This is a genomic window from Halovenus marina, from assembly GCF_051414115.1.
In the GTDB taxonomy this organism is placed as follows: domain Archaea; phylum Halobacteriota; class Halobacteria; order Halobacteriales; family Haloarculaceae; genus Halovenus; species Halovenus marina.
On record NZ_JBLKNZ010000001.1, the window covers coordinates 451278 to 474563 of the forward strand.

General features: G+C 63.9%; 28 protein-coding genes. 11 read left to right on the forward strand and 17 right to left on the reverse strand.

Features of this window, described 5'->3' with window-relative positions:
* The first annotated feature begins 36 nt into the window (after positions 1–36).
* Positions 37–480 carry an acyl-CoA thioesterase gene (locus tag ACMGFL_RS02295; RefSeq protein WP_436933917.1) on the forward strand — a complete coding sequence of 148 codons (444 nt, stop codon included), beginning with the start codon at positions 37–39 and terminating at the stop codon, positions 478–480.
* An 11-nt stretch (positions 481–491) separates the two neighbouring features.
* On the opposite strand, the gene ACMGFL_RS02300 is transcribed toward ACMGFL_RS02295, so the two are convergent.
* Positions 492–692: a hypothetical protein gene (locus tag ACMGFL_RS02300; protein WP_436933918.1), complete on the reverse strand. Its 201-nt coding sequence runs from the start codon at positions 690–692 to the stop codon at positions 492–494.
* Between the two features lie 234 nt (positions 693–926).
* On the opposite strand from ACMGFL_RS02300, the gene ACMGFL_RS02305 reads away from it, so the two are divergent.
* Positions 927–1547: a PAS domain-containing protein gene (locus tag ACMGFL_RS02305; protein WP_436933919.1), complete on the forward strand. Its 621-nt coding sequence runs from the start codon at positions 927–929 to the stop codon at positions 1545–1547.
* On the opposite strand, the gene ACMGFL_RS02310 is transcribed toward ACMGFL_RS02305, so the two are convergent.
* Positions 1544–2119, reverse strand: a complete 576-nt coding sequence (locus ACMGFL_RS02310; RefSeq protein ID WP_436933920.1) for a response regulator transcription factor — start codon at positions 2117–2119, stop codon at positions 1544–1546. The two genes, ACMGFL_RS02305 and ACMGFL_RS02310, sit on opposite strands and share 4 nt — an antisense overlap.
* 129 nt (positions 2120–2248) lie before the next feature.
* On the opposite strand from ACMGFL_RS02310, the gene ACMGFL_RS02315 reads away from it, so the two are divergent.
* Complete coding sequence (locus ACMGFL_RS02315; protein WP_436933921.1) at positions 2249–3271, forward strand: KaiC domain-containing protein; 1023 nt, start codon at positions 2249–2251, stop codon at positions 3269–3271.
* A 24-nt stretch (positions 3272–3295) separates the two neighbouring features.
* On the opposite strand, the gene ACMGFL_RS02320 is transcribed toward ACMGFL_RS02315, so the two are convergent.
* Together ACMGFL_RS02320 and ACMGFL_RS02325 are read right to left on the reverse strand one after the other, a co-directional pair.
* Positions 3296–3721, reverse strand: a complete 426-nt coding sequence (locus ACMGFL_RS02320; protein ID WP_436933922.1) for a universal stress protein — start codon at positions 3719–3721, stop codon at positions 3296–3298.
* 61 nt (positions 3722–3782) lie between these two features.
* On the reverse strand, positions 3783–4385 hold the full coding sequence (locus tag ACMGFL_RS02325) for a stage II sporulation protein M (protein ID WP_436933923.1): 603 nt from the start codon (positions 4383–4385) through the stop codon (positions 3783–3785).
* 59 nt (positions 4386–4444) lie between these two features.
* Between ACMGFL_RS02325 and ACMGFL_RS02330 the strand changes: the two genes are divergently transcribed.
* Positions 4445–4588, forward strand: a complete 144-nt coding sequence (locus tag ACMGFL_RS02330; protein WP_436933924.1) for a hypothetical protein — start codon at positions 4445–4447, stop codon at positions 4586–4588.
* A 45-nt stretch (positions 4589–4633) separates the two neighbouring features.
* Here the strand turns inward: ACMGFL_RS02330 and ACMGFL_RS02335 are convergent, their stop codons facing one another.
* Positions 4634–6466 (reverse strand): ATP-binding protein, encoded by a 1833-nt coding sequence (locus tag ACMGFL_RS02335; protein WP_436933925.1) that lies wholly within the window; start codon positions 6464–6466, stop codon positions 4634–4636.
* A gap of 102 nt (positions 6467–6568) precedes the next feature.
* Between ACMGFL_RS02335 and ACMGFL_RS02340 the strand changes: the two genes are divergently transcribed.
* Positions 6569–6910 carry a DUF7113 family protein gene (locus ACMGFL_RS02340; RefSeq protein ID WP_436933926.1) on the forward strand — a complete coding sequence of 114 codons (342 nt, stop codon included), beginning with the start codon at positions 6569–6571 and terminating at the stop codon, positions 6908–6910.
* On the opposite strand, the gene ACMGFL_RS02345 is transcribed toward ACMGFL_RS02340, so the two are convergent.
* Positions 6904–8163, reverse strand: a complete 1260-nt coding sequence (locus tag ACMGFL_RS02345) for a DNA double-strand break repair nuclease NurA (RefSeq protein ID WP_436933927.1) — start codon at positions 8161–8163, stop codon at positions 6904–6906. The two genes, ACMGFL_RS02340 and ACMGFL_RS02345, sit on opposite strands and share 7 nt — an antisense overlap.
* Before the next feature lie 128 nt (positions 8164–8291).
* Between ACMGFL_RS02345 and ACMGFL_RS02350 the strand changes: the two genes are divergently transcribed.
* Both ACMGFL_RS02350 and ACMGFL_RS02355 read left to right on the forward strand, forming a co-directional pair.
* Entirely contained in the window at positions 8292–8723 is a 432-nt protein-coding gene (locus ACMGFL_RS02350) for a DUF7575 domain-containing protein (protein ID WP_436933928.1), read from the forward strand.
* 48 nt (positions 8724–8771) lie between these two features.
* A complete protein-coding gene (locus ACMGFL_RS02355; protein ID WP_436933929.1) occupies positions 8772–9701 on the forward strand; it encodes a phosphatase PAP2 family protein in 930 nt (309 codons plus the stop codon).
* A gap of 25 nt (positions 9702–9726) precedes the next feature.
* Here the strand turns inward: ACMGFL_RS02355 and ACMGFL_RS02360 are convergent, their stop codons facing one another.
* A complete protein-coding gene (locus tag ACMGFL_RS02360; protein WP_436933930.1) occupies positions 9727–10893 on the reverse strand; it encodes a 3-dehydroquinate synthase II in 1167 nt (388 codons plus the stop codon).
* Between the two features lie 78 nt (positions 10894–10971).
* Positions 10972–11118, reverse strand: coding sequence for a ribbon-helix-helix domain-containing protein (locus tag ACMGFL_RS02365; RefSeq protein WP_436933931.1), 147 nt, complete (start codon positions 11116–11118; stop codon positions 10972–10974).
* Between the two features lie 180 nt (positions 11119–11298).
* On the opposite strand from ACMGFL_RS02365, the gene ACMGFL_RS02370 reads away from it, so the two are divergent.
* Positions 11299–11937, forward strand: a complete 639-nt coding sequence (locus ACMGFL_RS02370) for an ArsR/SmtB family transcription factor (protein ID WP_436933932.1) — start codon at positions 11299–11301, stop codon at positions 11935–11937.
* A gap of 40 nt (positions 11938–11977) precedes the next feature.
* Here the strand turns inward: ACMGFL_RS02370 and ACMGFL_RS02375 are convergent, their stop codons facing one another.
* Complete coding sequence (locus ACMGFL_RS02375) at positions 11978–12688, reverse strand: SDR family oxidoreductase (protein WP_436933933.1); 711 nt, start codon at positions 12686–12688, stop codon at positions 11978–11980.
* Between the two features lie 107 nt (positions 12689–12795).
* Between ACMGFL_RS02375 and ACMGFL_RS02380 the strand changes: the two genes are divergently transcribed.
* Entirely contained in the window at positions 12796–13458 is a 663-nt protein-coding gene (locus ACMGFL_RS02380; RefSeq protein ID WP_436933934.1) for a phosphate ABC transporter permease, read from the forward strand.
* 11 nt (positions 13459–13469) lie between these two features.
* Here the strand turns inward: ACMGFL_RS02380 and ACMGFL_RS02385 are convergent, their stop codons facing one another.
* The 6 genes from ACMGFL_RS02385 to ACMGFL_RS02410 form a co-directional block, all read right to left on the reverse strand.
* On the reverse strand, positions 13470–14075 hold the full coding sequence (locus tag ACMGFL_RS02385; RefSeq protein WP_436933935.1) for a hypothetical protein: 606 nt from the start codon (positions 14073–14075) through the stop codon (positions 13470–13472).
* A gap of 20 nt (positions 14076–14095) precedes the next feature.
* A complete protein-coding gene (locus tag ACMGFL_RS02390) occupies positions 14096–15190 on the reverse strand; it encodes a DUF3179 domain-containing protein (protein ID WP_436933936.1) in 1095 nt (364 codons plus the stop codon).
* Between the two features lie 166 nt (positions 15191–15356).
* Positions 15357–15635, reverse strand: a complete 279-nt coding sequence (locus ACMGFL_RS02395) for a 4a-hydroxytetrahydrobiopterin dehydratase (RefSeq protein WP_436933937.1) — start codon at positions 15633–15635, stop codon at positions 15357–15359.
* 81 nt (positions 15636–15716) lie between these two features.
* On the reverse strand, positions 15717–17084 hold the full coding sequence (hemA, locus tag ACMGFL_RS02400) for a glutamyl-tRNA reductase (protein WP_436933938.1): 1368 nt from the start codon (positions 17082–17084) through the stop codon (positions 15717–15719).
* Positions 17081–17764: a precorrin-2 dehydrogenase/sirohydrochlorin ferrochelatase family protein gene (locus ACMGFL_RS02405; RefSeq protein ID WP_436933939.1), complete on the reverse strand. Its 684-nt coding sequence runs from the start codon at positions 17762–17764 to the stop codon at positions 17081–17083. Before ACMGFL_RS02405 ends, hemA begins: the two co-directional genes overlap by 4 nt.
* Positions 17765–17839: 75 nt before the next feature.
* Entirely contained in the window at positions 17840–18280 is a 441-nt protein-coding gene (locus ACMGFL_RS02410) for a DUF5778 family protein (RefSeq protein WP_436933940.1), read from the reverse strand.
* Positions 18281–18411: 131 nt separating this feature from the next.
* On the opposite strand from ACMGFL_RS02410, the gene ACMGFL_RS02415 reads away from it, so the two are divergent.
* A complete protein-coding gene (locus ACMGFL_RS02415) occupies positions 18412–21306 on the forward strand; it encodes a S8 family serine peptidase (RefSeq protein WP_436933941.1) in 2895 nt (964 codons plus the stop codon).
* Positions 21307–21460: 154 nt separating this feature from the next.
* Here ACMGFL_RS02415 and ACMGFL_RS02420 read toward each other — a convergent pair whose 3' ends face one another.
* The gene (locus ACMGFL_RS02420; RefSeq protein ID WP_436933942.1) at positions 21461–21655 is read right to left on the reverse strand and encodes a cold-shock protein; all 195 of its coding nucleotides are present in this window, start codon (positions 21653–21655) and stop codon (positions 21461–21463) included.
* Between the two features lie 148 nt (positions 21656–21803).
* Between ACMGFL_RS02420 and uppS the strand changes: the two genes are divergently transcribed.
* Positions 21804–22727 carry a polyprenyl diphosphate synthase gene (gene uppS / locus ACMGFL_RS02425; RefSeq protein ID WP_436933943.1) on the forward strand — a complete coding sequence of 308 codons (924 nt, stop codon included), beginning with the start codon at positions 21804–21806 and terminating at the stop codon, positions 22725–22727.
* Positions 22728–22733: 6 nt separating this feature from the next.
* Here uppS and ACMGFL_RS02430 read toward each other — a convergent pair whose 3' ends face one another.
* A complete protein-coding gene (locus ACMGFL_RS02430) occupies positions 22734–23237 on the reverse strand; it encodes a pyridoxamine 5'-phosphate oxidase family protein (RefSeq protein WP_436933944.1) in 504 nt (167 codons plus the stop codon).
* Positions 23238–23286: the final 49 nt, after the last annotated feature.

Here is a 23286-nt window from a genome sequence, read left to right on the forward strand (position 1 = left end):
CATCGCTTTTTTGTCTCGCTCGGCCGATATTCCCGTATGGCCTCGATCAGCGAAACGTACATCGAGAACCGCGAGCGCGTCCAGCCCAACGACACCAACAACTACGCCACTGCCCACGGGGGCAACGTCGTCAAGTGGATGGACGAGACGGGCGCGATGTCGGCGATGCGCCACGCTGGCGGGGCCTGCGTGACGGCCCGCATCGACCGGCTGGATTTCGAGCGCCCGATACCGCAGGGGGAAACTTGCGTCATCGAATCCTACGCCTACGCGACTGGGCGGACGAGCATTCGCGTCCATCTGCAGGCGTTTCGGGAGGACCCACACACCGGCGACCGCGAGCAGACGACACACTCACAGTTCGTCTTCGTCGCCGTCGACGAGGACCACAAGCCGACGCCGATTCCCGACTTGACTGTCGAATCTGACCGCTGTGAACGGCTCAGGGAGACCGCACTCGACCACGAAGCGGACCGTTGATACCGCTGCACTCACTCTCCGAGTACCAGTCCGAGCACGGCGAGCACCACGGTTCCGGTGAAAAACAGGAGGACAAACCGGCCCAGCGTGAGCACGTCGACGATGCCGCCGAACTGGAGTCCGGCGAGCGCAAGCAAGGCGAGCAGATACAGGCCACCCATCTGCGTGAGTACGACCTGATGTCTGGGCATCTCGTCGGACGGCTCGACCATATCTCTGGTCATTCGACAGACCGCATAAAATCCACCGGTTGTGTCGTCGGAGACAGCACCGACGCAGCCGTCAGTCGGTGTCGGCGGTCTGGACCCGACCAGGCGCGTCGTTCAAATGTTTTTCATATGAGAATAATTGTCCCTGTACACTCGCTTTAGGTCCCAGTGACCCATTCGGACAGGGGATCGTGCATCTCGAAAGAATTAAACAAATGGGCGGAGATTCCGTTCATGATGGAAGACAGTGTGGTCGCGGCGGTCGTTTTTTTGGTACCCGTTGCCGACCGAGATCTGGTGGACATCATCCTCTGGATCGCTGGCGGATGTCTGGGTGTGGGGGTACTCGGGTGGGTCGCGACAGCGGTGCTGGTGTCGGGGCTCGACCCCATGGTGGGGTTTGGCACGGGATTTGCCGTCGGCGGCGGTCTGGGTGCCATGGTTCGGCTGGTCGTCCTCAGCGAAGAGTCGGACCGGTCCGAGACGGTCACCGTCGAGATGGACGAGGCGGATGACTCGGCTGGCCCGGAGCCAGTCGACCTGTTCGAGGCCAGCCCCGACCCGATGCTGTACTACGATGACAGCGACGGCCCGACAGTTCGAGCGGTGAACCCGGCATTCGAGGCCGCGTTTGGCATCTCGACAGCCTCGCTCGCAGACGAAGCGCTGAAACATGCGCTCATGACGAGCGAGGGTGTGAGTGCTGCCGAGGCGGCGAGTCGGGGCGACCGATTCGACGGCCGACTGTCCTGTGAGACCACGGAGGGGGTAGAGCAGTTCCGGGTTCGCGTGATCCCGGTCGCACCTGCTCGGGGATACGTCGTGTTCACCGCATCGCTCGATGAATCACCCGTCTAGCCCACCTCCGTCTCGTCGATATCGCGGAGCGACCGCTCGATCACGTCGACGTCCCCGAGCGTCCCGTCCATCTCGGATTTGAGCCGCTCGGCGCGCTCTCGGAGACGCGCTATCCCGTCGTGTTCGTCCAGACGCTGTGGCGAGTGCTCAGATTCGAGTGTGGCGAGTTTCGCCGTGAGTTCGAGATACTCGGAGACCTGTTCGTCGTACTGCTGGATCGCCCGCTGGCGTTCGATCGCGTCGACGAGATCCGCCTTGTCGATCGGTTTGCAGAGATACTCGTCGAAGGGCATCTCGATGATGTCGAGACCGGGGTCGACGGCAGTCAGCATGATGACCCGACACTCCCCGTTCCGTGCCCGGATCTGTTCGAGAACCTCGCGTCCGGACAGGTCGGGCATCCGGCGGTCGAGCAACACGACGTCGACCGTTTCGTCGTACTGTTCGAGTGCCTCCTCTCCGCTGTAGGCGACGCGCGTGTCGTACTCGTCGAGACGAAGTGCGTACACGTCCGCCACGTTGCGCTCGTCGTCGACGATTAGCACCGTGGCCGTCTCTGTCTCCGATGACACATGTACGTCTGCGGCCGCCATCCTGTATAAGTGTATGGCTCGTTTGCCGTCTTTGCGCGACTTTCCCGGACAAGTTTAATCAGTACTGGGCGTAATATCACAGATGGTCACAGTCGGCCGGGAACACACGTGAGCGAAGACGAAAGCTCGGAAGAAGACTGGTTCGAGCGGGCATTTCAAGAGGACGACAGCGCCGAGCAGGCAGCGAGCGACGCTGACGAAGGCGGCTGGGACGAGTCTGACAGGGAAACAGCCAGCACAGATGAGACACCGGAGACGGGCGACGAGGGGGGCCCATTTGATGAGGAGATAGACACCTCAGAAAATCCCTTCGGAGCGTCCGACGAGACGTCGGAGAATCCGTTCGGTGGTGGGGACGAGAGTCTGTTCGACGACGAGGGGTTCGGGTCGCTTGGGGGCGGCGAATCAGAGTTCGACGAGGCGGAGTTCGACTCGGACATCGACCGCCTCGACATCGGCATTCAGGGCCTCGACGACATGATCCTCGGCGGGGTTCCAAAGCGCCATCTGATCACCGCGGTCGGAAGCGCCGGGACCGGCAAGACGACGTTCGGCCTCCAGTTTCTGAACCACGGCCTCCAGCAGGGGGAACCCGGCGTGTTCATCACGCTCGAGCAGAGCCGTGAAGACATCCTCGCGACGGCGAACGAGTGGGGCTGGGACTTCGCCGCCTACGAGGACAGCGGCGACCTCGCTATCGTCGATCTCGACCCGGTCGAGATGGTCAACAGCCTCAACAGCATCCAGAGCGAACTGCCACAGCTCGTCCGTGACTTCGGTGCCGACCGCCTCGTCCTCGACTCGGTGTCCTTGCTGGAGATGATGTACGAGGACGTCGCGAAGCGCCGGACCGAGGTGTTCGACTTCACGCGCGCGCTGAAGAAGGCGAACGTGACGACGTTCGTCACGAGCGAAGCCAGCGAGTCGAACGCCTACGCCTCCCGACACGGGATCATCGAGTACCTGACCGACGCGGTGTTCATCCTCCAGTACGTCCGCGGCGAGTCCCAGGAGACGCGACTCGCCGTCGAGATTCTGAAGATACGAAACGCCAACCACTCCCGGGAGATGAAGCCGTACGAACTCACCGACGATGGCATCTCTGTCTATCGGAACGCGACAATCTTCTGAACGGATGGCAGTCGGCCTATCCAATCAACGTGTGATCGTCACCGGAACGGGCGAGCGGCGGGCGACTGATTCGGCGACGCTGCCGAGAAGCAGACGAGAGACGCCCTCTCGTCCCGTGCTGCCCATGACGACGTGGTCGATGTCGTTGTCCTCGATGTATCGGAGGATCTCCCGCTTTGGCTGGCCGACGACGACAGCACGCTCGAAGGTGTGCTCGGACGAGCGCGACGCAATCTTGTCGAACAGCTGCTCCGCTCTGTCGCGTTCGTTCTCGTACCAGTCTGTCGGCATCGTATCGAACGTCGCAACCTCCCCTGTCGTGGTCGTATCCGCCGGGCTGATGACATACAGCAAATGCATGGCCGCGTCCGGAAACATCTCGAACGCCTCCTCACAGGCCCGGTCACTGTGTTCTGATCCGTCGACGGGCAACAGCACGTGCTCAACCATGTTTGTAGTTGGCACATAACACGCTTGAACGTTTCGACTGTCTCCGAACTGTCGGGGAACCTCAGACGAGTCCGGCGGTGACGTGGGCCTCGATGAGTGCCGCGACTGCGAGCAGTCCGAATACCACCAGAGAGAGCGCAAGGCTCTGGAGAACGACCACCGGGACCGGCGACCGGTCTCTGTCACCGGTTGCGACCTTCCAGAAACTGTGGGTCAGCCGGAGACCGACGGCACCGGCAAGCCAGAACGCCGGGAGTTCGACGATACCGTGTGGGAGAAGCAACAGGAGCGTCTCACCCATCCCCCGGTTCGCGCTCCCGACAGCCACGATAGACCCAAACAGCAGGCCGTTGAAAAGCTGAATGACGACTGCAGGCAGCCCGAACAGCAGCGCACTCCCCACCAGCAAGACGGCGATCCGACCGTTGTGAGCGAAGAGATCAATCGCGGAGAGCGACGGCACAGGGTCACCCGGCGTGCGAACCTCGAACGGGACGAGCGGCACCGACCCGCGCTCGACGCCGATAGCCACGCCGAGCAGGGCCGTCCCGAGAAAGAGTCCGGCCGCACAGACGATGTACACCCCCCAGCCACGCAGCAAACCCGCGACGCGCGAGTACAGTCCTGAGACGCCCGTCACGAGCGTCGACCACAGTCGAGACATCCGTATTAGCGTACGTGCAAGGGACAGGCTTATCTTTTGAGGTCTTGACATCGTTTCCTATGATGACACCTGCCCAGAAGGTGATCGCGGGAGGAACGCTGCTCGTGATGCTCCTCGCACTCGCCCTGTTTCTCCCCTGGTGGATGACCCTCCTCACGCTCTTTATCATGCTGCCGGGCTTTGTCGCCATCGCCCGTCTCTAGAGGAGCGTGTGGAGTGGAGAGCAGCGCGCCGACGGGGCGATTCCCCTACCCGTGCTTGGTCACACAGTGTGAGAGACCGACGAGTTCGACCGGTTCGGAGTTGTCTGGCGAGTAGACCACCATCTGTCCTTTCTCCATGTAGGGCACCTTCGATTCGAGGTTCGCGGGGATGTTCACCGCGGAGATGGCGTCCTCGTCACCGAGGTTGAGCACGACTGTCGTGTTGATCTGCTTGAACACGGGGTCGGCGATGTCCTGTGGGTCTTGGGTGATGAGAAAGAGACCGAGTCGCTCCTTGCGGCCCTGCTTTGCGGCCTCGGTGAACTTGCCGATGACCTTCCGGGCCTGGACGGTATCGGCGTCGGTCAGGAAGTTGTGCGCCTCGTCCATGCCGACGACGAGCGGCGTCTCCTTGATGCGGTCGTGGGCCGGGTCGTTCGAGAGTTTCTGGTCGACGAGCAGCGACGCCAGCGCGAGCACGACCGTCTCCGTGTGGCGACTCTTCGAGATGTGGTAGGTCGGAACGACCGTCAGCCCACCCGGTCTGACGAACTCGTGGATCCGTTCGGTGATCGGGCGAGCGTCCTGGTCGAACACGTCGCCGAAGCCCCGAATCCGGCGGCCGATGGCGTCGAAGGTCGCCTCGTGCACCCGCCCGGACTCGTCGAGTTCCTCCCGGAGCGCGGGGTCGTCCATGAACGAGCAGAACTGCTCGTAGGTCCCCTCGCGGCCGTACTGCTCTCTGAATCGGGGCAGGAGAACCGTCGTCAGGGCGGTGTACTGGTTGTCGTTGAGACCGCTTGATGCGATGAGCCACGGGTTGTCGTGGGCCATCGAGAAGGGGATGGTGAACTCCACCTGCTCGGCGCGATGGTCGCTCGCGGCGTAGCTCGCGTCCCCGACTTTCGGCACGAATGCGACGGTGTCGTCGTACCCGCCGTGGGCGACGCCCTCGCGCTCCAGACGGCGTTTCACGTCCCCGTCGTAGTCGCCGTCGTCGTGCATCTGTGCGTACTCGTCCTGTGGGTCGAACTGGACGACTGCGGCACGGGCCTCTCGCCCGTCGCCAGCGCCGACCGGATAGGTCCGATTCTCGTCGAGATACTGCCGGAGGACGTTCTTCGCGGCGTGGGTCTTGCCCGACCCCGTTCCGCCAGCGACGAGCGTATGCCGGAAGACGAGCGGGTCGCCATCGGTGTAGTCGTCCTTCAGGCGGTAGTCGATGGTCGGCGGACTCGCGCCCGTCCGAACCTTCTCGCCGCCGACGGCGAGGTGGCCGAGAAACACACCCTCCGAGGGCATCTTCAGTCCGGTCTTGATGTCTTCCTTGTCTGAGGCCTCCGTCACGACCGTCTCCGGTTTCGGAACGCGGTCGGTCATCCGCCGCTTGAGGTCGCCGTCTTCCTCGTACAGCACCGCGACGGGTTCGAGCGTCGCCATGAGTTTGAAGTCCTCCTCGTCGATGCCCGGCGAGCGCATCGCGCGGCGGGCGTGAATCTCGGTGGCGTCGTCGGCCCGGTACTCCTGTGCGTACTCCAGTCCGGTGATCCGACAGAACAGGCGTTCACCCCCGCCGCCGCTGTCGGGGTAGGGGACGATCAGATATCGCCCGATTCGAACGCCGGAGCGGTTCGCCGCGGTCACGTACGCTCGCAAGCGCGTCTCGTCGTCGTCCTCGTGGATCTGGAGTCCGGCCGACGCCGAGAGCACGCCGAGTCCGCGGTCACTCCCCGACGGTGTCACGTCGAGACGCTCGAAATCGTCGGACTGCTCGTCGTTCTGGCTGGTCTCCGCCGTGGTATCGGCCGTCTCGTCATCGCCTTCCCCCGCGTCGGAACCGCTCCCATCGTACTCAGCGAAATCGTCGAGGTCGGACATTACCGGCCAAATGTGGGGAAGCTACTAACGCGTTTCCCCAGCGCGACAACACTGGCTGCGGTCGCCGGACAGTTTTTGCCAGTGGGGAACCTATCTCCAGGTATGTTGCTCGTTCGTGGGCGCGCTGGCGGGACGGAGCTGACCGGGACTATCTACGAGCGCGACGAAACGCCGCCCACCTATCGTGGTTCCCCGGACGTCGACGCGCCCTACGTCTGGGTCTGTGACGAGTTCTACGAGGTCGAAACCGGCGGCACGACACAGGTCGTCGACGGCGAGTCGATTCAGATCGCCTTCGAGTCACCGATGCCGCGGGGATTCGACTCTCGTGAGGCAGCGGTTGAGGCTGCAAACGACCACGTCCGCACCCAGTTCGCCCGCATCGGCGTCGACCCCGACGAGGTCGACGTTGAACTGCAGGAGGTCTCTGAGACCGATCACTGAAACTCGCTGCTTTCGACCAGTCCCCACCGCTTGTCGTTGTAGGTTTCGCGCTGGTCGGTGTCGAACTCGCGTTCGATGCGCCGACGCAGCGTCTGCTTTTCCTCCCGGCCGATCCGGGCGAGTTCGTCGGCCTTGGCCACGGCACGCGGCGGCCCGCGTTCGCTTGCGACTTCCGAGAGGGTCTGTGTCAGCAACTGCTCACGTGTCTGCTCGTCGCGGGTCACCGCGTAGGGTGCCTCGACGCGGTAGATCAAGTCGTCTCGCGGGTCGTAGATGACGAAGAATGTGACCTCGTAGGCCTCGTCGGGCAGGGAGCGCTCGTGGTCCAGATCGAGTCGGTCACCGTTGAGGACGTCGTGCGTGCCGACACGCGAGCGAAACCACCTCGTGAACGTCAGCGCGTCGGTCAGTCGCTCGCCGTCGTCGTCGTGCCGTTCCAGCACGTGCCGGAAGAAGGCGTCGTCGTCGACCCACGGCGCACCCGTCTTGCTCCGGAGGAGTCGGGTGATCGCCTTCGAGGTGCTGTTTTTGACGAAGCCAACCAGTGGTGTGTCACGGAACGCGAAGGTCTCGACGAGTTCGAGGTAGTTCGCGATGACGTCTCTGAACTCCGCGCGCTCGATGACGAGTCGCTCCAGGGCGGGGTCGCGCTCGATCCATCGCAGGAGCCCGGTCGGATACAGCGGCCCGTCGAGCACGAGCAGGTCGTCGACAGCATCGGCCTGGTCGATGGCGTGTTCGCTCTCCGCACGGTACAGCGCGAGCGCGTGGACGACCGTCTGCTCGTAGCGGTCGACGCGAGGGGCGTGCAGGATTCGCCTGCGTGCGTAGCCGCCGTCGCCCATCCGCCACGTGTCGTCGCTCACGTCGATAGTGTCGTCGTTGGCGTGGACGGTCATCACGATTGTCCGGCCGCGGTGGAGTTCCACGTCCGAGGGGACAGATGCCATCGCAGCCTGTGAGACGTCGAGCACCAGCCCGTTTTTGAACGTCGTCGGGTTGATGGTCCCCGCGTCGAGCCCGTGCTGGGTCGGAAACGGGCGTTCTTCGAGCGCGACGTCGTCGACCGGCACTTTCTGCCGACGGTGTTCACCGAGCGGTTCGAGCACCGCGTCGCCGTCCTCGTACAGCGGGTCGAGAAACTCGCGCCAGGCCGTCATCGCGACATCCGTGTGGTCGCGCTCGGTGACCGACTGGTCGACGCGACCGGCGAGATCCGCAATACCGTCCACGTGGACGGGATCGAGTGTCATGGGATGGCTTGGGCGGGCCGGGTACAAAACACTCCCGCTCGTGGCTGTCGACAGCGGTCTCGCCGTCACAGCGGTGTCAATTCACGACTCCGGAAGATTCAACCGTCGCTCGGACCGAGCATGCAGTAGTGAGTTTCACGCAGGGGCAGACGAGCCAGAAGCGGCCGTGGCTAGCCGCGGTGCTGACGCTGCTCGCGCCCGGACTCGGGCACGCGTATCTCCGGCTATGGGGGCGTGGTCTCTTCTGGTTAGTCCTGACGGTCGGTGCGTGGTGGCTGTTGATCCCCGACCTGTTCTCAGCGACTTCCTTCGACGAACTTCTCACCGTGACCGACGACGCGTCGATGGCGGTCAACGCAGCGCTCGCGGGCGTCAGTGCGCTCTGCATCGTCGACGCGTACCTGATGGCGCTGTCTCTCAACGCCACACAGACTCAGCCCGGCGCAGAGATGACGGTCTGTCCTCATTGCGGGAACGAACTCGACGAGGATCTTGATTTCTGTCACTGGTGTACGACACCGATCGAACGAGGGCAGACCGACACCGACCAGACGAGCTAAGACTATCGATCATACAGTTAAAAAGCCACACCTCCTAGAGACGGAAGGATGACACGCGGTGTCGGCGAGTTCACGATTCAGGAGTTCGTTCCGGAGTGGGGAGCGGTCGCTGTCGCAATCTTGACACAACTCGGCGACCTGTGGTTTCTGGGGCTCCTGCTCGGGGTTTTCTACTGGACGCGCCCGGACAGACAGGACGAGATTGCAGTCGTGGGCGCGACTCTACTCACCGGGATCGGACTCTACAGAGGGTTCAAGGAACTGTTCGCGTTGCCGCGGCCGAACGAACCGCCGGTGGCGACGGCGTGGTTTCCGGACCTGCTCCAGCCACTCTGGGAGTCTATCGTGGCCCCTGCAAGCTACGGTTTTCCGAGCGGGCACGCGACGAGCGCGACAATCGTGTACGTCGGCCTCGCGGCGGTGCTGGCGGTCGGCGCACGACGCCGTCGATTCGCTGTCGCCGGACTGCTCGTCGGCGTCGTCAGCCTCTCCCGAATCGTCCTCGGGGTTCACTATCTGGTCGACGTGGTCGCGGGGACGGCACTCGGTCTCTGTCTTGTGGCTCTCGGAGTCCGAGCGCTGCAGACACAGCGGTTGACCGCGCTGTTTGCGCTCACAGTTCCCGCTGCGGGATTCGCCGTTCTCGCGAGCCACGCCGGGTTCGAGTCGGTGTTACTGTTGGGGGCCACGCTGGGCGCGTTCCTCGGATGGCAGGTCGTCGCTGTCGCCCGCGAGCGAACTGCGACCGACGGGTCACCCGGAGAACGGCGGACGCTCGCGATGCGCTGTGGGCTCGCGACACTCGGCGTCGCGTCGCTGCTGGTCGTGCTGGAACTGGTTCCCGCCCTCCCCGACGCGACACTCCTCCAGTACGTCGCCGCCGCCGCCCTCGCGATTCTGGTCGCTGCCGTCGTCGTGGCTCCGGTTGCTCGTCACTCCCAACACGTTCGCCGTGTTTTGATGCCCACTCACTCGTGAACGGGCACGCAGTCGCCCACGACAGTCACTTCTCGATAATGCTCTCCTCGACAGCCTCACCGAAGTGCCGGGCGGTCTCCTCGTAGTAGATGAGCACCTCGTCACCGGCCTCCAGATCCGTGACCGCGGTGCGGCCCTCGCGGGTGTGGACTTTGACCGTCTCGGCGTTCTGGATCAGCGTCTCGACGCGGTCGCCATCCTCGGTCTCGGCCTGGACGCGAAACATGGGCCGTTTCTCGATTTTCGCCCGGCCGACGAGTGCCTCGCGGGTGTTCCCGTCGGTGTCGACTATCTGCACCTCGTCGCCGCTCGCCACTTCCGAGAGATAACTCGTCTCGCCGCCGGGCGTGCGGACGTAGGCGTGGACTGCGCCAGCGTTGACACGGAAGGGGCGAGACGCGACGTATGGCGATTCGGCGGTCTCGGCGTGGACGAAAAAGAGCCCGCGGGACATCGACCCGACGAGCATCCCCTCATCGTGGTCCATTAGCGACCCCGTGTCGATGCAGACCCGGTCGGCCGACCCCGCCCGCTCGACGGCGGTGACCTCGGCGTACTGCAGGTCGAGCGATTCCCGACCGGCCTCGTCGCGCACCTCGACGGTCTCGCGGATTTCGTCGGGGTCGTCGGTGTCGAGCAAGACGGCGTCGGCACCAATCTCCAGCGTCTCGTAGGCGGTCTGGGCTTCCTCTGCCGTCTGGACGCCCGCGACGAGCGTCGTCTCCTCACCGATGCGTGCGATCAGATTTTCGAGCGGGATGATCTGCCAGTTCTCCCCGACGACGATGGTGTATTCCGCCTCGCGGGCGACTTCCTCGGCGAAGGCCTCGTAGTCCTCGTCGAAGATACGGACGTACCCACCCATCGGCCCCTCCTCGTCGCGGCGAAGCGCAGAGAGATCCGCAGAGCCAGAGAAGTCCGGCGGGAGGTCGACGGTGCCGTCGCCTTCGCCGTCCTTGCCGACGACCGTCGCGTCGGCGTCGACCCCGCTCGATTCGGCCTCCATCACGTGGACGTCGTCGCCAGCGAAGGCTGCGACGTTCACGTCGCCGAGTTCGCGGACGCGCTCGACGTCCGCGCGGTCGACCAGCACCCAGTCGACCCCCGCTTCGAGTCCAGCGGTGATGCGTCGCTTGCGTTGCTCCCAGTCGCCGACTTCGTCGTCGGCCTTGAGCCAGACGGAACGTGTCATGTGGAAATGCTCGCAGCGGCGTGGCTTGAACGTGGCGGATCAGCGGACTGGCGCGGGCCACTCATACAGCCAGCAGTATCACTCGCTGGCTTCAGCCAGCGCTGCACTGACCACCGCGCTCCGACTTTCGTACCCCTGTTCGGCCGCATACTCGTCGATATCCAGACACAGCGTCTCCGGGAGTCGCACACTGACCGAGACCAGATCCGTCTCACTATCGTCCATGAGCGGGTGCAACACTCGCAGTCCAATAAGGGTATCGCGGCGTCGGACGCGTGGCTGACGGGGTCCGGTAGCCCGAACCCCGAGAACCGCAATTTCGGGGAAAGCGCGCTTCTTTCCGTGACTAAAACGACTGTTTGAGTCTAAGGAACGCTCTTTATCGGGCGGCAATAGAGGAGAGATATGAGCAGCCTCTTCCCGCTCCGTGGCTCGGTCGAGCACGAACAGCGCGAGCCACGACTCGTCGAACTCGACGAGGACACCGCTGACGAGGTGTTCGAGACACTCGCCGCGCGAACCACACGCGAGGTGTTTCTCGAACTGCACCGGGAGCCAAAGACCGCCTCCGACATCGCCGAGGCGACCGAAACCTCCGTCCAGAACGCCCAGTACCATCTGGAGAAGTTGAGCGACGCCGACCTCATCGAAGTCGTCGACACGTGGTACTCAGAGCGCGGGACGGAGATGAACGTCTACGCCCCGACCGACGAGTCGCTCGTCCTCTTCGCTGGCGAGGACACGGAGCGCTCGCTCGGGAGCGTCCTGAAGCGACTCGCGGGCGCACTGGGGCTTCTCGTACCCGCGAGCGTGCTCGTCGGACTCGTGACGAGTCAGACGATCAGCGGCGGAGAGTCGGTTGGCAGGGGAGACGATGGGGTGGGAACCGCCACTATCGAGGACGTCGACGGCGCGTCTCACGCCGTCGACACGCTGTTCGGTCTCGACCCCGCAATCGCGGCCGGACTGCTCTTCTTGCTCGGCGGCCTCTTCGTGGCCGTCGTCGCCCTCGCGGTCCAGTACCGCGGCGCGTCCGCCGTGTGACACTGCCCTGTCCTGTTTGTGACGCTGCGCTGTCCTGTCGTCAGGCCTCTCCGTAGACAGGGACGGCCGCACCGCTCGTGACGCGGCTAGCGTCGCTGCAGAGAAACTGGATGACGGCCGCAATTTCGGCCGGGTCGACCCACGAGTCGTGGTCGGCGTCGGGCATCATCTCCCGGTTCATCTGCGTGTCGATGACGCTCGGCATGACCGCGTTCGCTCGCAGGTCTCCGAGGTTCTCCTCCGCGATGGTCTCGGTCAGCAGACGAACCCCCGCCTTCGTCGCGCGGTAGATCCCGTCGCCCTCGCCGCCTTCGAGCGAGGAGCGCGCGGAGATGCTGACGATGGCCCCTTCCCGGTCACGGATGTGGGGGATTGCGTGTTTCGAGGCCAGAAACATACTCTTCAGGTTCACGTCGAACAGGAAATCGAACGTGTCCACGTCGGTGTCCTCGATTGGGTCGCCGCCGCGCCACGTGCCAGCGATGTTCGCGAGATAGTCGAGGCCACCGTGTGTCTCGACTATCTCGTCGACGACCTCGCTGACAGTCTCCTCGTCGGTGAAATCGCCCTGATAGGCGTCGATGCGGTCCGGATCCGCGAGTGCGGAGTCGTCGCCGTGGGGGTCGACGATGTCCGCGCCACAGACGGTCGCGTCGGCATCGAGAAACGCCTCGGCCACGGCGCTGCCGAGCGCGCCGCCGACGCCGGTCACGAGCACCACATCGCCGCTGAAGTCGAAGTTGACTGTCATCGACACACATGTGGGCGCAGGGACATAAAACGCCGTCGCCACCCCTGACGACCGAACAGCTATCGTCCGCCCCAAAGATTATCTCCGCGTCGTGAGACAGTCGAGATATGGTAGAACCAATCGCAATCGGGCTGGTTGCAGGCGGGCTCGTCCTCCTGTTTTTCGGGGCGGTGCTGTCCATCTACACGGTCGGGCTGCTCGGCGCGCTGCTCGGCGGCGGCATCGGCTACCTCGCTGCGCCGACAGTCGGGGACGTCGCGGGCGTCGATGGAACGGTCGCGTTTGCGCTTGCGATCCCACTCGGCGCGCTCGTCGGCATCGTCATTACGTTCGCGCTGCTGTCGACGGCTATCGCCGCAGTCAGCTTCATCGTCGGCATCATCGTCGGCCTGAACATCGTCGCGCCAGCGCTCGATGCTGGCTGGCAGACGGAGTTGCTCGCCGCGTTCGGGGCCGGGATAATCGTCGCCGGGGCCGGGATGTTCTTCACCCGATCGCTTCTGATAGTCATCACTTCCTTCATCGGGTCGGCGCTCGCCTCACGCTCGCTGACGATGGACGAGTTCGAGGCTGCACAGGACACGCTCCGACCGGATCCGATCGTGTTCGACCTCGGTGAACCGCTGTTTGTCGGCCTGTTCGTCCTCGGAATCCTCTCGCAGTTCGGCCTGTTCAAGTTCGGCTACGTGACGAAACTCGTGAGCTACCTCCCCGGCGCGAGCGTCCTCACCGACAGGGGGCGTGACGACGACTCATCAGCGAACACCTGAGCGCGGAGACGTTACACTGCCGTCGGGTCGATCTGTCCTGCGAGATACAGCGGCGTCACGAGCAACAGTACGATTCCCAGCGGCAACAGCCAGAGAAAGGCAGTCAGCGCGATTCCGCTCGCAGTGATACCCAGTGCCAGAAAGATCGCTGGCGCACAGCAGGCCGACCCGGCGACGAGTGCTGGAATCGAGGCCAATACGCCAGCACTCGTTCCGATCGAACAGGATTTTGGCTGTGTGATCGCGATGTAGGTAAACGCCATGTTCACCCCGACGAGCGCAGCGATCCCGATTCCGAGCGCGGTGTTGAGCGGCGAGAACTGGAGGACGCCGACGCCGAGCTCGACCAGCGCGACGGGTTCGTGGGTGTACGGACCCGGGCCGGGTTCGAGCATCCGCGCGAGCGGGTCGTCGACGACGGCGACGACGCCGACCCCTGTCCGACGGAAATTCAGATCCCCCATCGCCCACAGGAACGTCACGAGATACCCGAGCGTGACCACGGCGAACACCGCACGCGACCCACGCCGACGAACACTGCTCGCCACGAGCGCGAGCGTCCGTCCCACTCTGTCCGTCACCCGCTGGGCCACGTTTGCAGTCTGTGTTCGCGCCATTCACACCACCCCGTTTCGTGTCATCCAACCACCACCGATTCGCGGTAGAAGGCGATCCACGCGAACCACATCGCGTCGAACGCGTTGACTCGTTCCAGCGGGAGGGAGTCTGCCGCGTGGCTCTCCCCGTCAGGCCCCGCGTAGCCATCCCCGCTCGCCTGGATCGAACGCCCGTCGGGGTTCCAATACACGTAGCCGAAATCGAGTGCCTTGTCGTGGGTCGCGAGATAGGGGACGCCCCCGACGGTCGCTTCGAGCAGGCGCTCGTCGCGGAGTCGCTGTTTGTCAAATGCTACTGTCCCGTCTGCGTTGCGAGCGCCGAGAAACACCCGCTTCGGACGGTACTGATTGTTGCGGTGCATCCGCGGAAAGATGACGCGGTCGCTGTTATAGTACCCGCCCCGCGGGTTGTAAACGCCGTACGGGTCGTCCCCGTAATCCCGAACGAACCCGGTGTCTTCGGTCAGGACTGCAGTGTCCGGGTGCGCCTCGCGCCAGCGTTCCCAGGTCGTCCAGACGACGGGCACTTCTCGAAGCGAACGCCCCTTCATCGTTCCGAGAATCGACGTCCCGAGGACCTGGGGCCACCAGGAGTCGGTCTCGCGGTCGTACATGATGAGGTTGCTGTTGACGAGTTGCCCGGAGACGCCGAACTCGACGTCGCCGCGCTCGAATCCGATTGCCGTCCCCGTCAGTGGGCAGTACGTGACTGCGACCCCACGGTCCCCGAACGTGTCGTTGACGATTTCGTGATGGACCAGTATCCGCTGGGGGTACGCGCGGGCCTCGCCGTCGATGGTCACACCGAAGACGACATCGCCGGGGTCCAGCTGGTCGTTGCCAGCCTCGACCCCCGCGAACTGCGGGTCGTCGATGGCAGGAATCGCGTCCTTCTCGACGCCGCCGGAGGTGGCGTGGTCCTCGAACTCGTCGAGATCAGGCAACAGGGGGACGCTGTGCTCGTCAGTAGGGAGTCGGTCAGCGAGTTCGTCCGGGCCGACGTCGCTCTCTGCGGCCTCTTCACGTGCGTCGATCGTGTCGAGACAGCCAGCCATCGCTCCGAGTCCCCCAGCAGCGAGTGCGAGAAATCGGCGGCGCGATGACAGCGGTTCCATATCTGATACAGGTCACGAACGCAATTAAACTACCTTCGGCTGTGTGGGTGCAGAACACGACCGATTCGGCTGTCGGGACTCATACTGCAGGCTGTCCGTTCGTACAGATATTCGCCACCCTGGGGTGGCGAATTCGTTCAAAATGGTACAGCCAGCAGTACACTCGTCAGTCGTATATCTCGTTCAGCCGTTCTGCGAGACCGATATCGTTGTCGGTGATCCCACCGGCGTCGTGGGTCGTCAGCCGAACCTCGACCTCGCCCCATCGGATGGTCATCTCGGGATGATGCCAGGCGTCCTCAGCGACGCCGCCAGCGCCCGAGGCGAATCCGATGCCGTCGAGATAGGCGTCGAACTCGTAGGTGCGAACGATTTCGTCCCCCTCGCGGTCCCAGCCGTCGGGGAGTTTCGATTCGATCTCGTCGTCTGTGAGCAGGTCCGCCATACTCACACTTGACTGCGAAGCGAAAAGAACGTTTGTGTCCCAGCGACCATCGGCTCGGCTGTCCAGTACCGAACTCGCCGGTCACTCGAACTGGTCGAGCACGCCAGCCGGAAGCTGTTCGCGGACGTGGTCGGGAATCTCGTCGGGACTGGCATCGGCCGGAGCGTTGCTGGTGAACGGCATCTCGTCGAACACGGGTGACTCCTCGGGCGAGACGTGCGGGTTGAACAGCCGCAACGCGGTGTGAATTGTCGACCAGTCGTCGGCTTCTGCGGCGTCCCGCAGGCTGTTAGTCGGCGCGGCGAGCAGCTGTGAGACGATTGCGTCGGCCATCGACTCGACGACCTGTCTGTCCTCCTCGTCCATGTCGAGTTTGCCCAGAGCGGTTTCGAGCTCCTGTGCCTTGATCTGCTCTGCGCCCTCGTACATCGCCGAGATGACCTCGTCTGCTCGCTTTCGCTTGTACTGGGCGAGCAGTCGCTCGAACTCCTCGTCGACGATGGACTCGACGCGAACAGCGGCCTCTCTCCGCATCTGTCGAGTCTTCTCGGTCACGCTCTCCAGCCTGTCCAGATCGTACACCGTGACCGATTCGCGGTCGTCGACCGCGAGCGAAACGTCACGCGGTCGGGCGATGTCGACGACGAGTGTGTTCTGTGCGCCGTCGAACGCCTCCGCGTCGAGTATCTGGTCGGACGCACCGGTCGCCGAGATGAGCACGTCCGCATCGCTGAGCCGAGTCGACACGTCCGAGAGGTCGATCGTTTCGACGGTCGCAGACGCTGGCCGAACGAGCGTCGCGAGCTCCCGTGCGTTCGCCGCCGTCCGGTTTGCGATGACGAGTCGGTCGACCCGGTCGGCGAGTTGCTTCGTCGCGCGAGTCCCCATGTCACCGGTCCCGACGACGATTACGGTCCGTCCGGCGAGTCCGCGCTTCTCGGCGGCGAGCCGAACGGCGGCGCTCGCGAGCGAGACGACCCCCTCGTTGATCGCCGTCTCGGTGCGGGCGCGCTCGCCTACCCGGATCGCCTTCGTGATGCCATCTTCGAGTACCGGGCCGATCCCGTCGACGCTTCGGGCGTCCTCGTAGGCGCTACGGACCTGTCCGAGGATCTGGTCTTCGCCGATGACGAGCGATTCGAGACCGGCGGCGACGCGCAACAGATGTCGAAGGCTCTCCTCGTGACAGAGTTCGCGGACGGCCGTCTCCGGCGCTGACTCGACGAACGAGTCGAGCGCGGCCCGGCCCGCGTCGGCGTCTTCGGTGACGACGTACCCCTCGACGCGGTTGCACGTCTGGAGGACAAACGCCTCCGTGACGCCGGGTTCGGAACACAGTGCAGCGACTGCGGTACGCTGGCTCTCGACGGTCACCGCGTCGAGGTGGTCCATGTCGGCGCGTTCGTGGGAGACGCTCACGCCCGAGACGAGTTGTGCTTGTCCAGTCACAGCGGATCACCGGTTACATCTTCGATCACATCAGTTGCTCTCTTCTCAGCCTTGTCGATCCCGGTATCTAAAGCCTTCCAAACGCCCTCGTTCCTGACAACGGTCCTGATCGCCTCCCGCCGCGTCGCGGCGTCGATGTCGGTCGCCGCGAGGTCATCCCGGAGCGACCCAGACAGTTCCGCCATCGCCCCCGCCCCGTCGATCGTTTCGGTGATCTGCTCGCGGAGATAGCGCGCGAGCGCCGGACTGGTCGCCCCTGTTGTGACCGCGACCGCGACCGGGTCTGACCGAACGGTCGCCGGGACGGCGACGCTCATCGGACCCCGGCGTTCGGACTGGTCCGTACGGTTGTACAGCAGGTTGCGTTCCTGGGCCGCCCGCTCGATGGCCGCGTTGAGTTCGGCGTCGTCCGTCGCGGCGACGACGAGCGCGGGGTCCGTCCGGTCGATCCAGTCGTCGACCGATTCTGGTTCCGGCGCGGCGCGGACCCGTTCGATCCTGTTACGTGCCGAAGCGGACTCGTCCCGACCGATATCGGTGCGCTCGGGAGGCGAAAACGTGGGGCTGACGAGCACGACGTCGGCTTCGCTGGCGAAGCGGTGGGCCTTGCGAACTCCGACGGGACCGCCCCCGAACACGAGCACCCGTTCGCCCGTGAAATCGTGTGCCAGCGGGATCATCGACTCTGTACTGCGTTCATCGGTGGATCGACATAAACCGATCGCCCTCTCCCAGTGACTGGGAGACCCATCCGCTCACTCCGGGTCGATCCCGGCGTCTGCGGGGCCCTCTGCGTTGCCGCTCACGCCGAAACCCTCGTATCCGAGGGCTCTGACGTCCGCGACGAGCGCGGCGGTGTCGCCGGTCGCCTCGAAGTAAAAGACCACGTCGAACGAGCCATCCCGGAACAGTTGCTGACACTCCCAGACGAACGACTCGTCGCCGAGTGTCAGCCCCTGATGCTGGTTCGAGGCGAACTCCGGGTCGTCGGTTCCGGAGTACACGAACGTCTCCGTCGGGTCGAAGCCAGCGTGCTCCGCGATGCAGTCGCCGATTTCGACGGTCGCCTGGTGCATCGCCGTCTCCTCGCTGCTGTCGAATGCCGTGGTGGCGACCAACCCGTCCAGTTCGATCTCTCCGGGCTGTAACAGCTCCCAGGTCCGCCGCCGCAGGTCCGCGTCGAGTATCTCGGTCATACGACACCGTTCGCCGGAGAACGTATACGGATCACGATTTCCTCGCTACGCTGAACACCGCTAATGAAGGTGACGTCCACGTCTCCAATTCGACGGCCGATTTTTATATATGTTCAGTGCCACGTGATCGCATGGACGACGGGTTCGACCACACACGTCGGACGTTTTTGAAAACAGCAAGTACGTTCATTTCACTGACAGGTGTTGGTGCTGTCACCGGACATACTGAACAGCCAGCGATCGATCCGTCACTGCGTGAGGAGCGTGGTCGAACGACTGCTGTACTCCGACTCACAGATGCTCCGCGGATCAGCGAAGTGCCACGGCGAGCAGCCACGCGGGCGCTGCAATCACACGCGGAGTCGACACAGCAAGCACTCATCGAGGCGGTGAAGCGCCGCGATGGAATCGAGATCACTCGACGGTTCTGGCTCGCAAATGCCGTTCTGACAACCGTCGATGTCGACAGCATCGCTCTTGCGGAACTCACTGACTTGCCCTCCGTGCAGCGCGTACACGGAACCGACCTCGAACCGTCTGGCAGCTTCTCGGGGTCAGACACCACAGCGAACCGGCCGCCACAGGCCAGCGACGAGTCCGACGAGGACGGAAGCTGGGCGCTCGATCTCGTGAACATCCCGGCCGTCTGGGAGCGATACGGAACCTGCGGTGGTGGCTCGCGCATCGCTATTCTCGATACAGGCGTGGATCCGGACCACCCCGACATCGACCTTGGCGGCTGGGCGGCGTTCGACGAACAGGGACAGCGCCGTGACACGGAGCCAAACGACCCACAGGGCCACGGAACCGGGATGGCGAGTCTGGCCACCGGAGGCGACGCGAGCGGTCGACCGATCGGTGCTGCGCCGGATGCCGAACTGTACGTTGCGGGATTTGGCCGTAGGTACAACTTTCCGGCCGTCGTCGCCGGACTGGAGTGGGCCGTCGAGAACGATGCGGATGTCGCCTCCATCAGTACCACCATGGAGGGGCGGTGGGTCGATATTATCGAACCGGTCGAAAACGCTGTTGCGGCCGGGACGTTGCCGATCACGGCAGTCGAGTACGACCTGCCGTTTCTATTCAATGCCACGACGCCAGAAATGCTTGTCACGGGTGCAGTGAACGAGAACCGCCGCCCCCGGAAGGACACCAACGGGGGCGAGGTCCGGTGGAATCGGGCGCTCCACGGCGTGGATCTTCCGACGGCGTGGCCAGATAGATCGTTTGTCCCGGATGTCACGCTCGCTGGAGTCGACGTTCTGTCGGCAGACGGGCGACCGGACACGCCCGACGCGGACTGGACGAGAGCATCTGGGGTGAGTAATGCACCGCCCGTCGCCGCGGGTATCGTTGCACTACTGCAGTCAGTCGCACCCGAGCGGCTCACGCCAGCCCAGCTCCGCGACACGATCCGCGAGACTGCTAGACAGCCGCCCGGAAGCAACCGTCGGGTTCCGAACGACCAGTACGCGCACGGCATCCCCGACGCCGCTCGCGCTGTCCACAGACACGCCGAGACAGGTCGAACGATCTCGGGCGTCGTCACCGACGATGGTGGATCACCAGTCGACGGCGCGACCGTCAGTGCAGAAAGCGGTGCGGAGACGACAACCGGGGCCGATGGGTCGTACACGCTCTCGGTCCCGTCCGGCCCGGAAACGCTCACTGCCAGCGCCGTCGGGTACGAGTCCGTCGAGACGATGGCCAACGGCGAGGGAGCCGACCTGCGCTTCGAGAATCAGGTCGTTCCGGATATCGAACGGGTCGATAGGGAACCCACGCACATCGGTCCCAGGGAACATCTGCGTCTCGAATTCGCCGTCGAACACGTCGATGGGGCACGAGTCACCGTCGAGGGCGAGGGACGCCGCGTCGGAGCTGACGCGTTCGATCTCACGATCAACGGCACCGAGACGGCAGTCGGTCAGGAGACCGGGCTCCCGGAGTCTCCGGACCGCCTCCAGATCGAACTCACTCCCCACGAGAACGCACGGGGTGTCGTCGACCTCGATATCGAAGTCGCCAGGCTGAGAGACGAACCCGTTATCTCGGGGGTGGAACTCGACCCGATCCACATTCACGCGAGACCGCTGACGGTGAGCGACGACGAAGATCTACCACAGGCTCTCGAAGCTGCTGCTCCGGAGACGCGTGTCGAACTCGCTGGCGAGGAGTGGACCGTCGAACCCGCGCAGTTCGAGTTTCCGTTTGGCGATTCTTTGCTCGAGTTCCCGGTGACTGCACCAGTGCTTGAGCAAGCCCGCGAGGACGAGGCCGCGCTGGTCGTTGATCGCCCGCTCACGCTCACCGCGGCGTCGGGATACGACCCGACGATCACGGTTAGGGTCGACGACCCAAGCGGACGGCGTGTCGCGTTGCGCGTTGCTGCCTCATATGTCACTGTCTCCGATATCGAAATCGAGGCGGGAGGAATCCTCGCCGGTGTCAGTATCCTTAATGGGGTCGCCGTCCACGTCGAGAACGTCACCGTCTCGGACGCCCGCCACGGGATTCTTGGGGAACTGACGATGAGTCCACGTCTTCTGTCGAACGAACTCGACGCGACCGAAGTCGGGATACGACTCTCCTGGATCTGCTGGAACGCGCTCGTCTCAGACAACGATGTCACCGGTGCTACGGATGGACTCGCTCTCGATAGCGGCTTGTTCATCGACCGGGTGACGATCGAGCAAAACCGCTTCAGGGACGTGGGCACTGAACTCGTCACTGCAGGCGACGGGCCGCTTTCCTACGACCGTGAATCGGGCGCTGAGGGACAGACCGACAACGGGGGCGAAAGCGACTCGTCAGCCGCGGACGGGAATGCGACGGACGAGACTGATTCACCGGAAACCGGAGACGGCACAGGAGAGACTGATTCATCGGCGGAAGAGAGGGACGACCAGACTCAAGCTCCCGACGGATCCGACGGAAGTGGTCCCGGGTTCGGCGTTCCTGCGTCGCTCGCAGGACTCGCCGGGGCTGGCTATATTGCCCATCGTCTGTCTGGGGGCGACGACTGATACTCGAACGTGTGCCAGCGATGAGCGCGACGCACACAACTCTTCGCGACAGCACGACGTCCCTCTCTAAAGAAGAACAGATCGGCCGGGTGCTACACCCCAGCTGGGTCCAGCAGCTCCCGGTAGCGGCGTGGCGCGTCGCCAGAACGCCGATTTACAGTCGTTCGAGGTTCTTTGCGCGTGGTCCTTTCTCCGCTTCGACGATCTCGAATTCGACTTCCTGCCCTTCTTCGAGGTCCGGGCCGCCGACATCCTCCATGTGGAAGAAGACGTCCTCGTCCGCGTCGTCCGTTTCGATGAATCCGTAACCGCCGGTGTCGTTGAAGAAATCAACGGTGCCTTTCGCCATTGCAAGCGATGAGACGGCGCGACAGTATTAAAACGCTGTGGTCGCTAACGGGGCGATTCGCGCCGACCACTCCTCTCGCGTGTGTCTCGTGCTCACGAAGGGACCGCAAACACAACCTTCATGCTTACAGCAGGCTGACATGGGGATAATGTTACAGCGGGTTCGTGACCGGCTGATGACTGTCTACGAGCGCGTTCTCGAATCGGAACTCTCGGAGACGCCATCCCACGTTGCAGTCATTCAGGACGGCAACCGCCGCTACGCCGACAGTCAGGGACAGGAGACGACGTCGGGCTATCACGCTGGTGCCGAGACGACCGAGGCGGTGCTGAAGTGGTGTGACGAACTCGACATCGAAGAAGTGACGCTGTATGCCTTCTCCACCGAGAACTTCCGACGGTCCCAGTCCGAACAGGAGACGCTGTTCGAACTCATCGCCGAGAAGCTCACGGAGTTTGCCGACGCCGAGCGGATCCACGAGAGCGAGGTACGCATCCGTGCGATCGGCGCGACAGACCGGCTTCCGGATCACGTCCAGGAGGCGATCGACTACGCCGAAGATCGTACCCGCGGCTACGACCAGTTTCAGCTCAACGTCGCACTCGCATACGGCGGGCGGACGGAACTGCTCTCGGCCGCCCGAACGATCGCAACCCGCGTCGAGTGCGGCGACCTCGCCCCCGAGGATGTCGATGTCAATGCGGTCGAAACGGCGCTGTACGACGGGCCGACGAGCGAAGTCGACCTGATCATCCGGACTGGTGGCGACGAGCGCACGTCGAATTTCCTCCCGTGGCAGGCAAACGGCAACGAGGCGGCGGTGTACTTCTGTACGCCGTACTGGCCCGAGTTTCGACGGGTCGATTTCCTTCGTGGGATCCGAACCTACGAACACCGCGAGCAGTCCTGGCGGCAGAGTCGCGCCCGCCGTGCTCGCGCGCTCGTCTCGGCGCTCGGCCCGGCCGCCGTGCCCGACGCCTCGCGGACGCTCGAACGACTCGGATCGGCGCTCCCCAGCGGCGAATCGGCCGACACAGAAGACGTGACTGACGACGCCGAACCCGCCGATTGAACGCGGTCAGTCTTCCTGATCGTACTTCGGCGAGAGCGGCTCTGAAACCCGTGCTGGGCTCGCTTTCGGGTCTCTCATTCGGTCGGTGAAGTCCCACGTGTACAGACGGTCGGGGTCGATAGTGATGGTGAGTTCCTCACGCGTTTCGTCGAGCAGCATCTCCGCGAGTTCTGACTCAGTCCCGCCGAGATACCGCTCGAACAGCGTCCGGAGCGTCTCCTTGTCCTCGTCGGGCGTGAGCGTCGCCGTCCCGTTGCCACGAACACCCATGTAGGGCGGCCGGTTCGTCGAGATGTCGAAGGCGACCTCCTCGTTTGCCCGCAGGAAATCAGCAAGATCCGACGTCGCGCCCGTTGCACACTTGAACTGCCCGTCCTGGTACTGATACCACAGCGAGACGATCCAGAGACCACCGCGGGTGTCGTGACAGCCGATTCGGATCGGTACGAGCGCCGTCTCCAGAAACGTTTCGAGTTGCTCACGTGACCACACGCCGCGAACAGTTGTCATTACGCTCACTATACAGCCCCGTGACATATCTGTTTGGGCCTGCAGGACC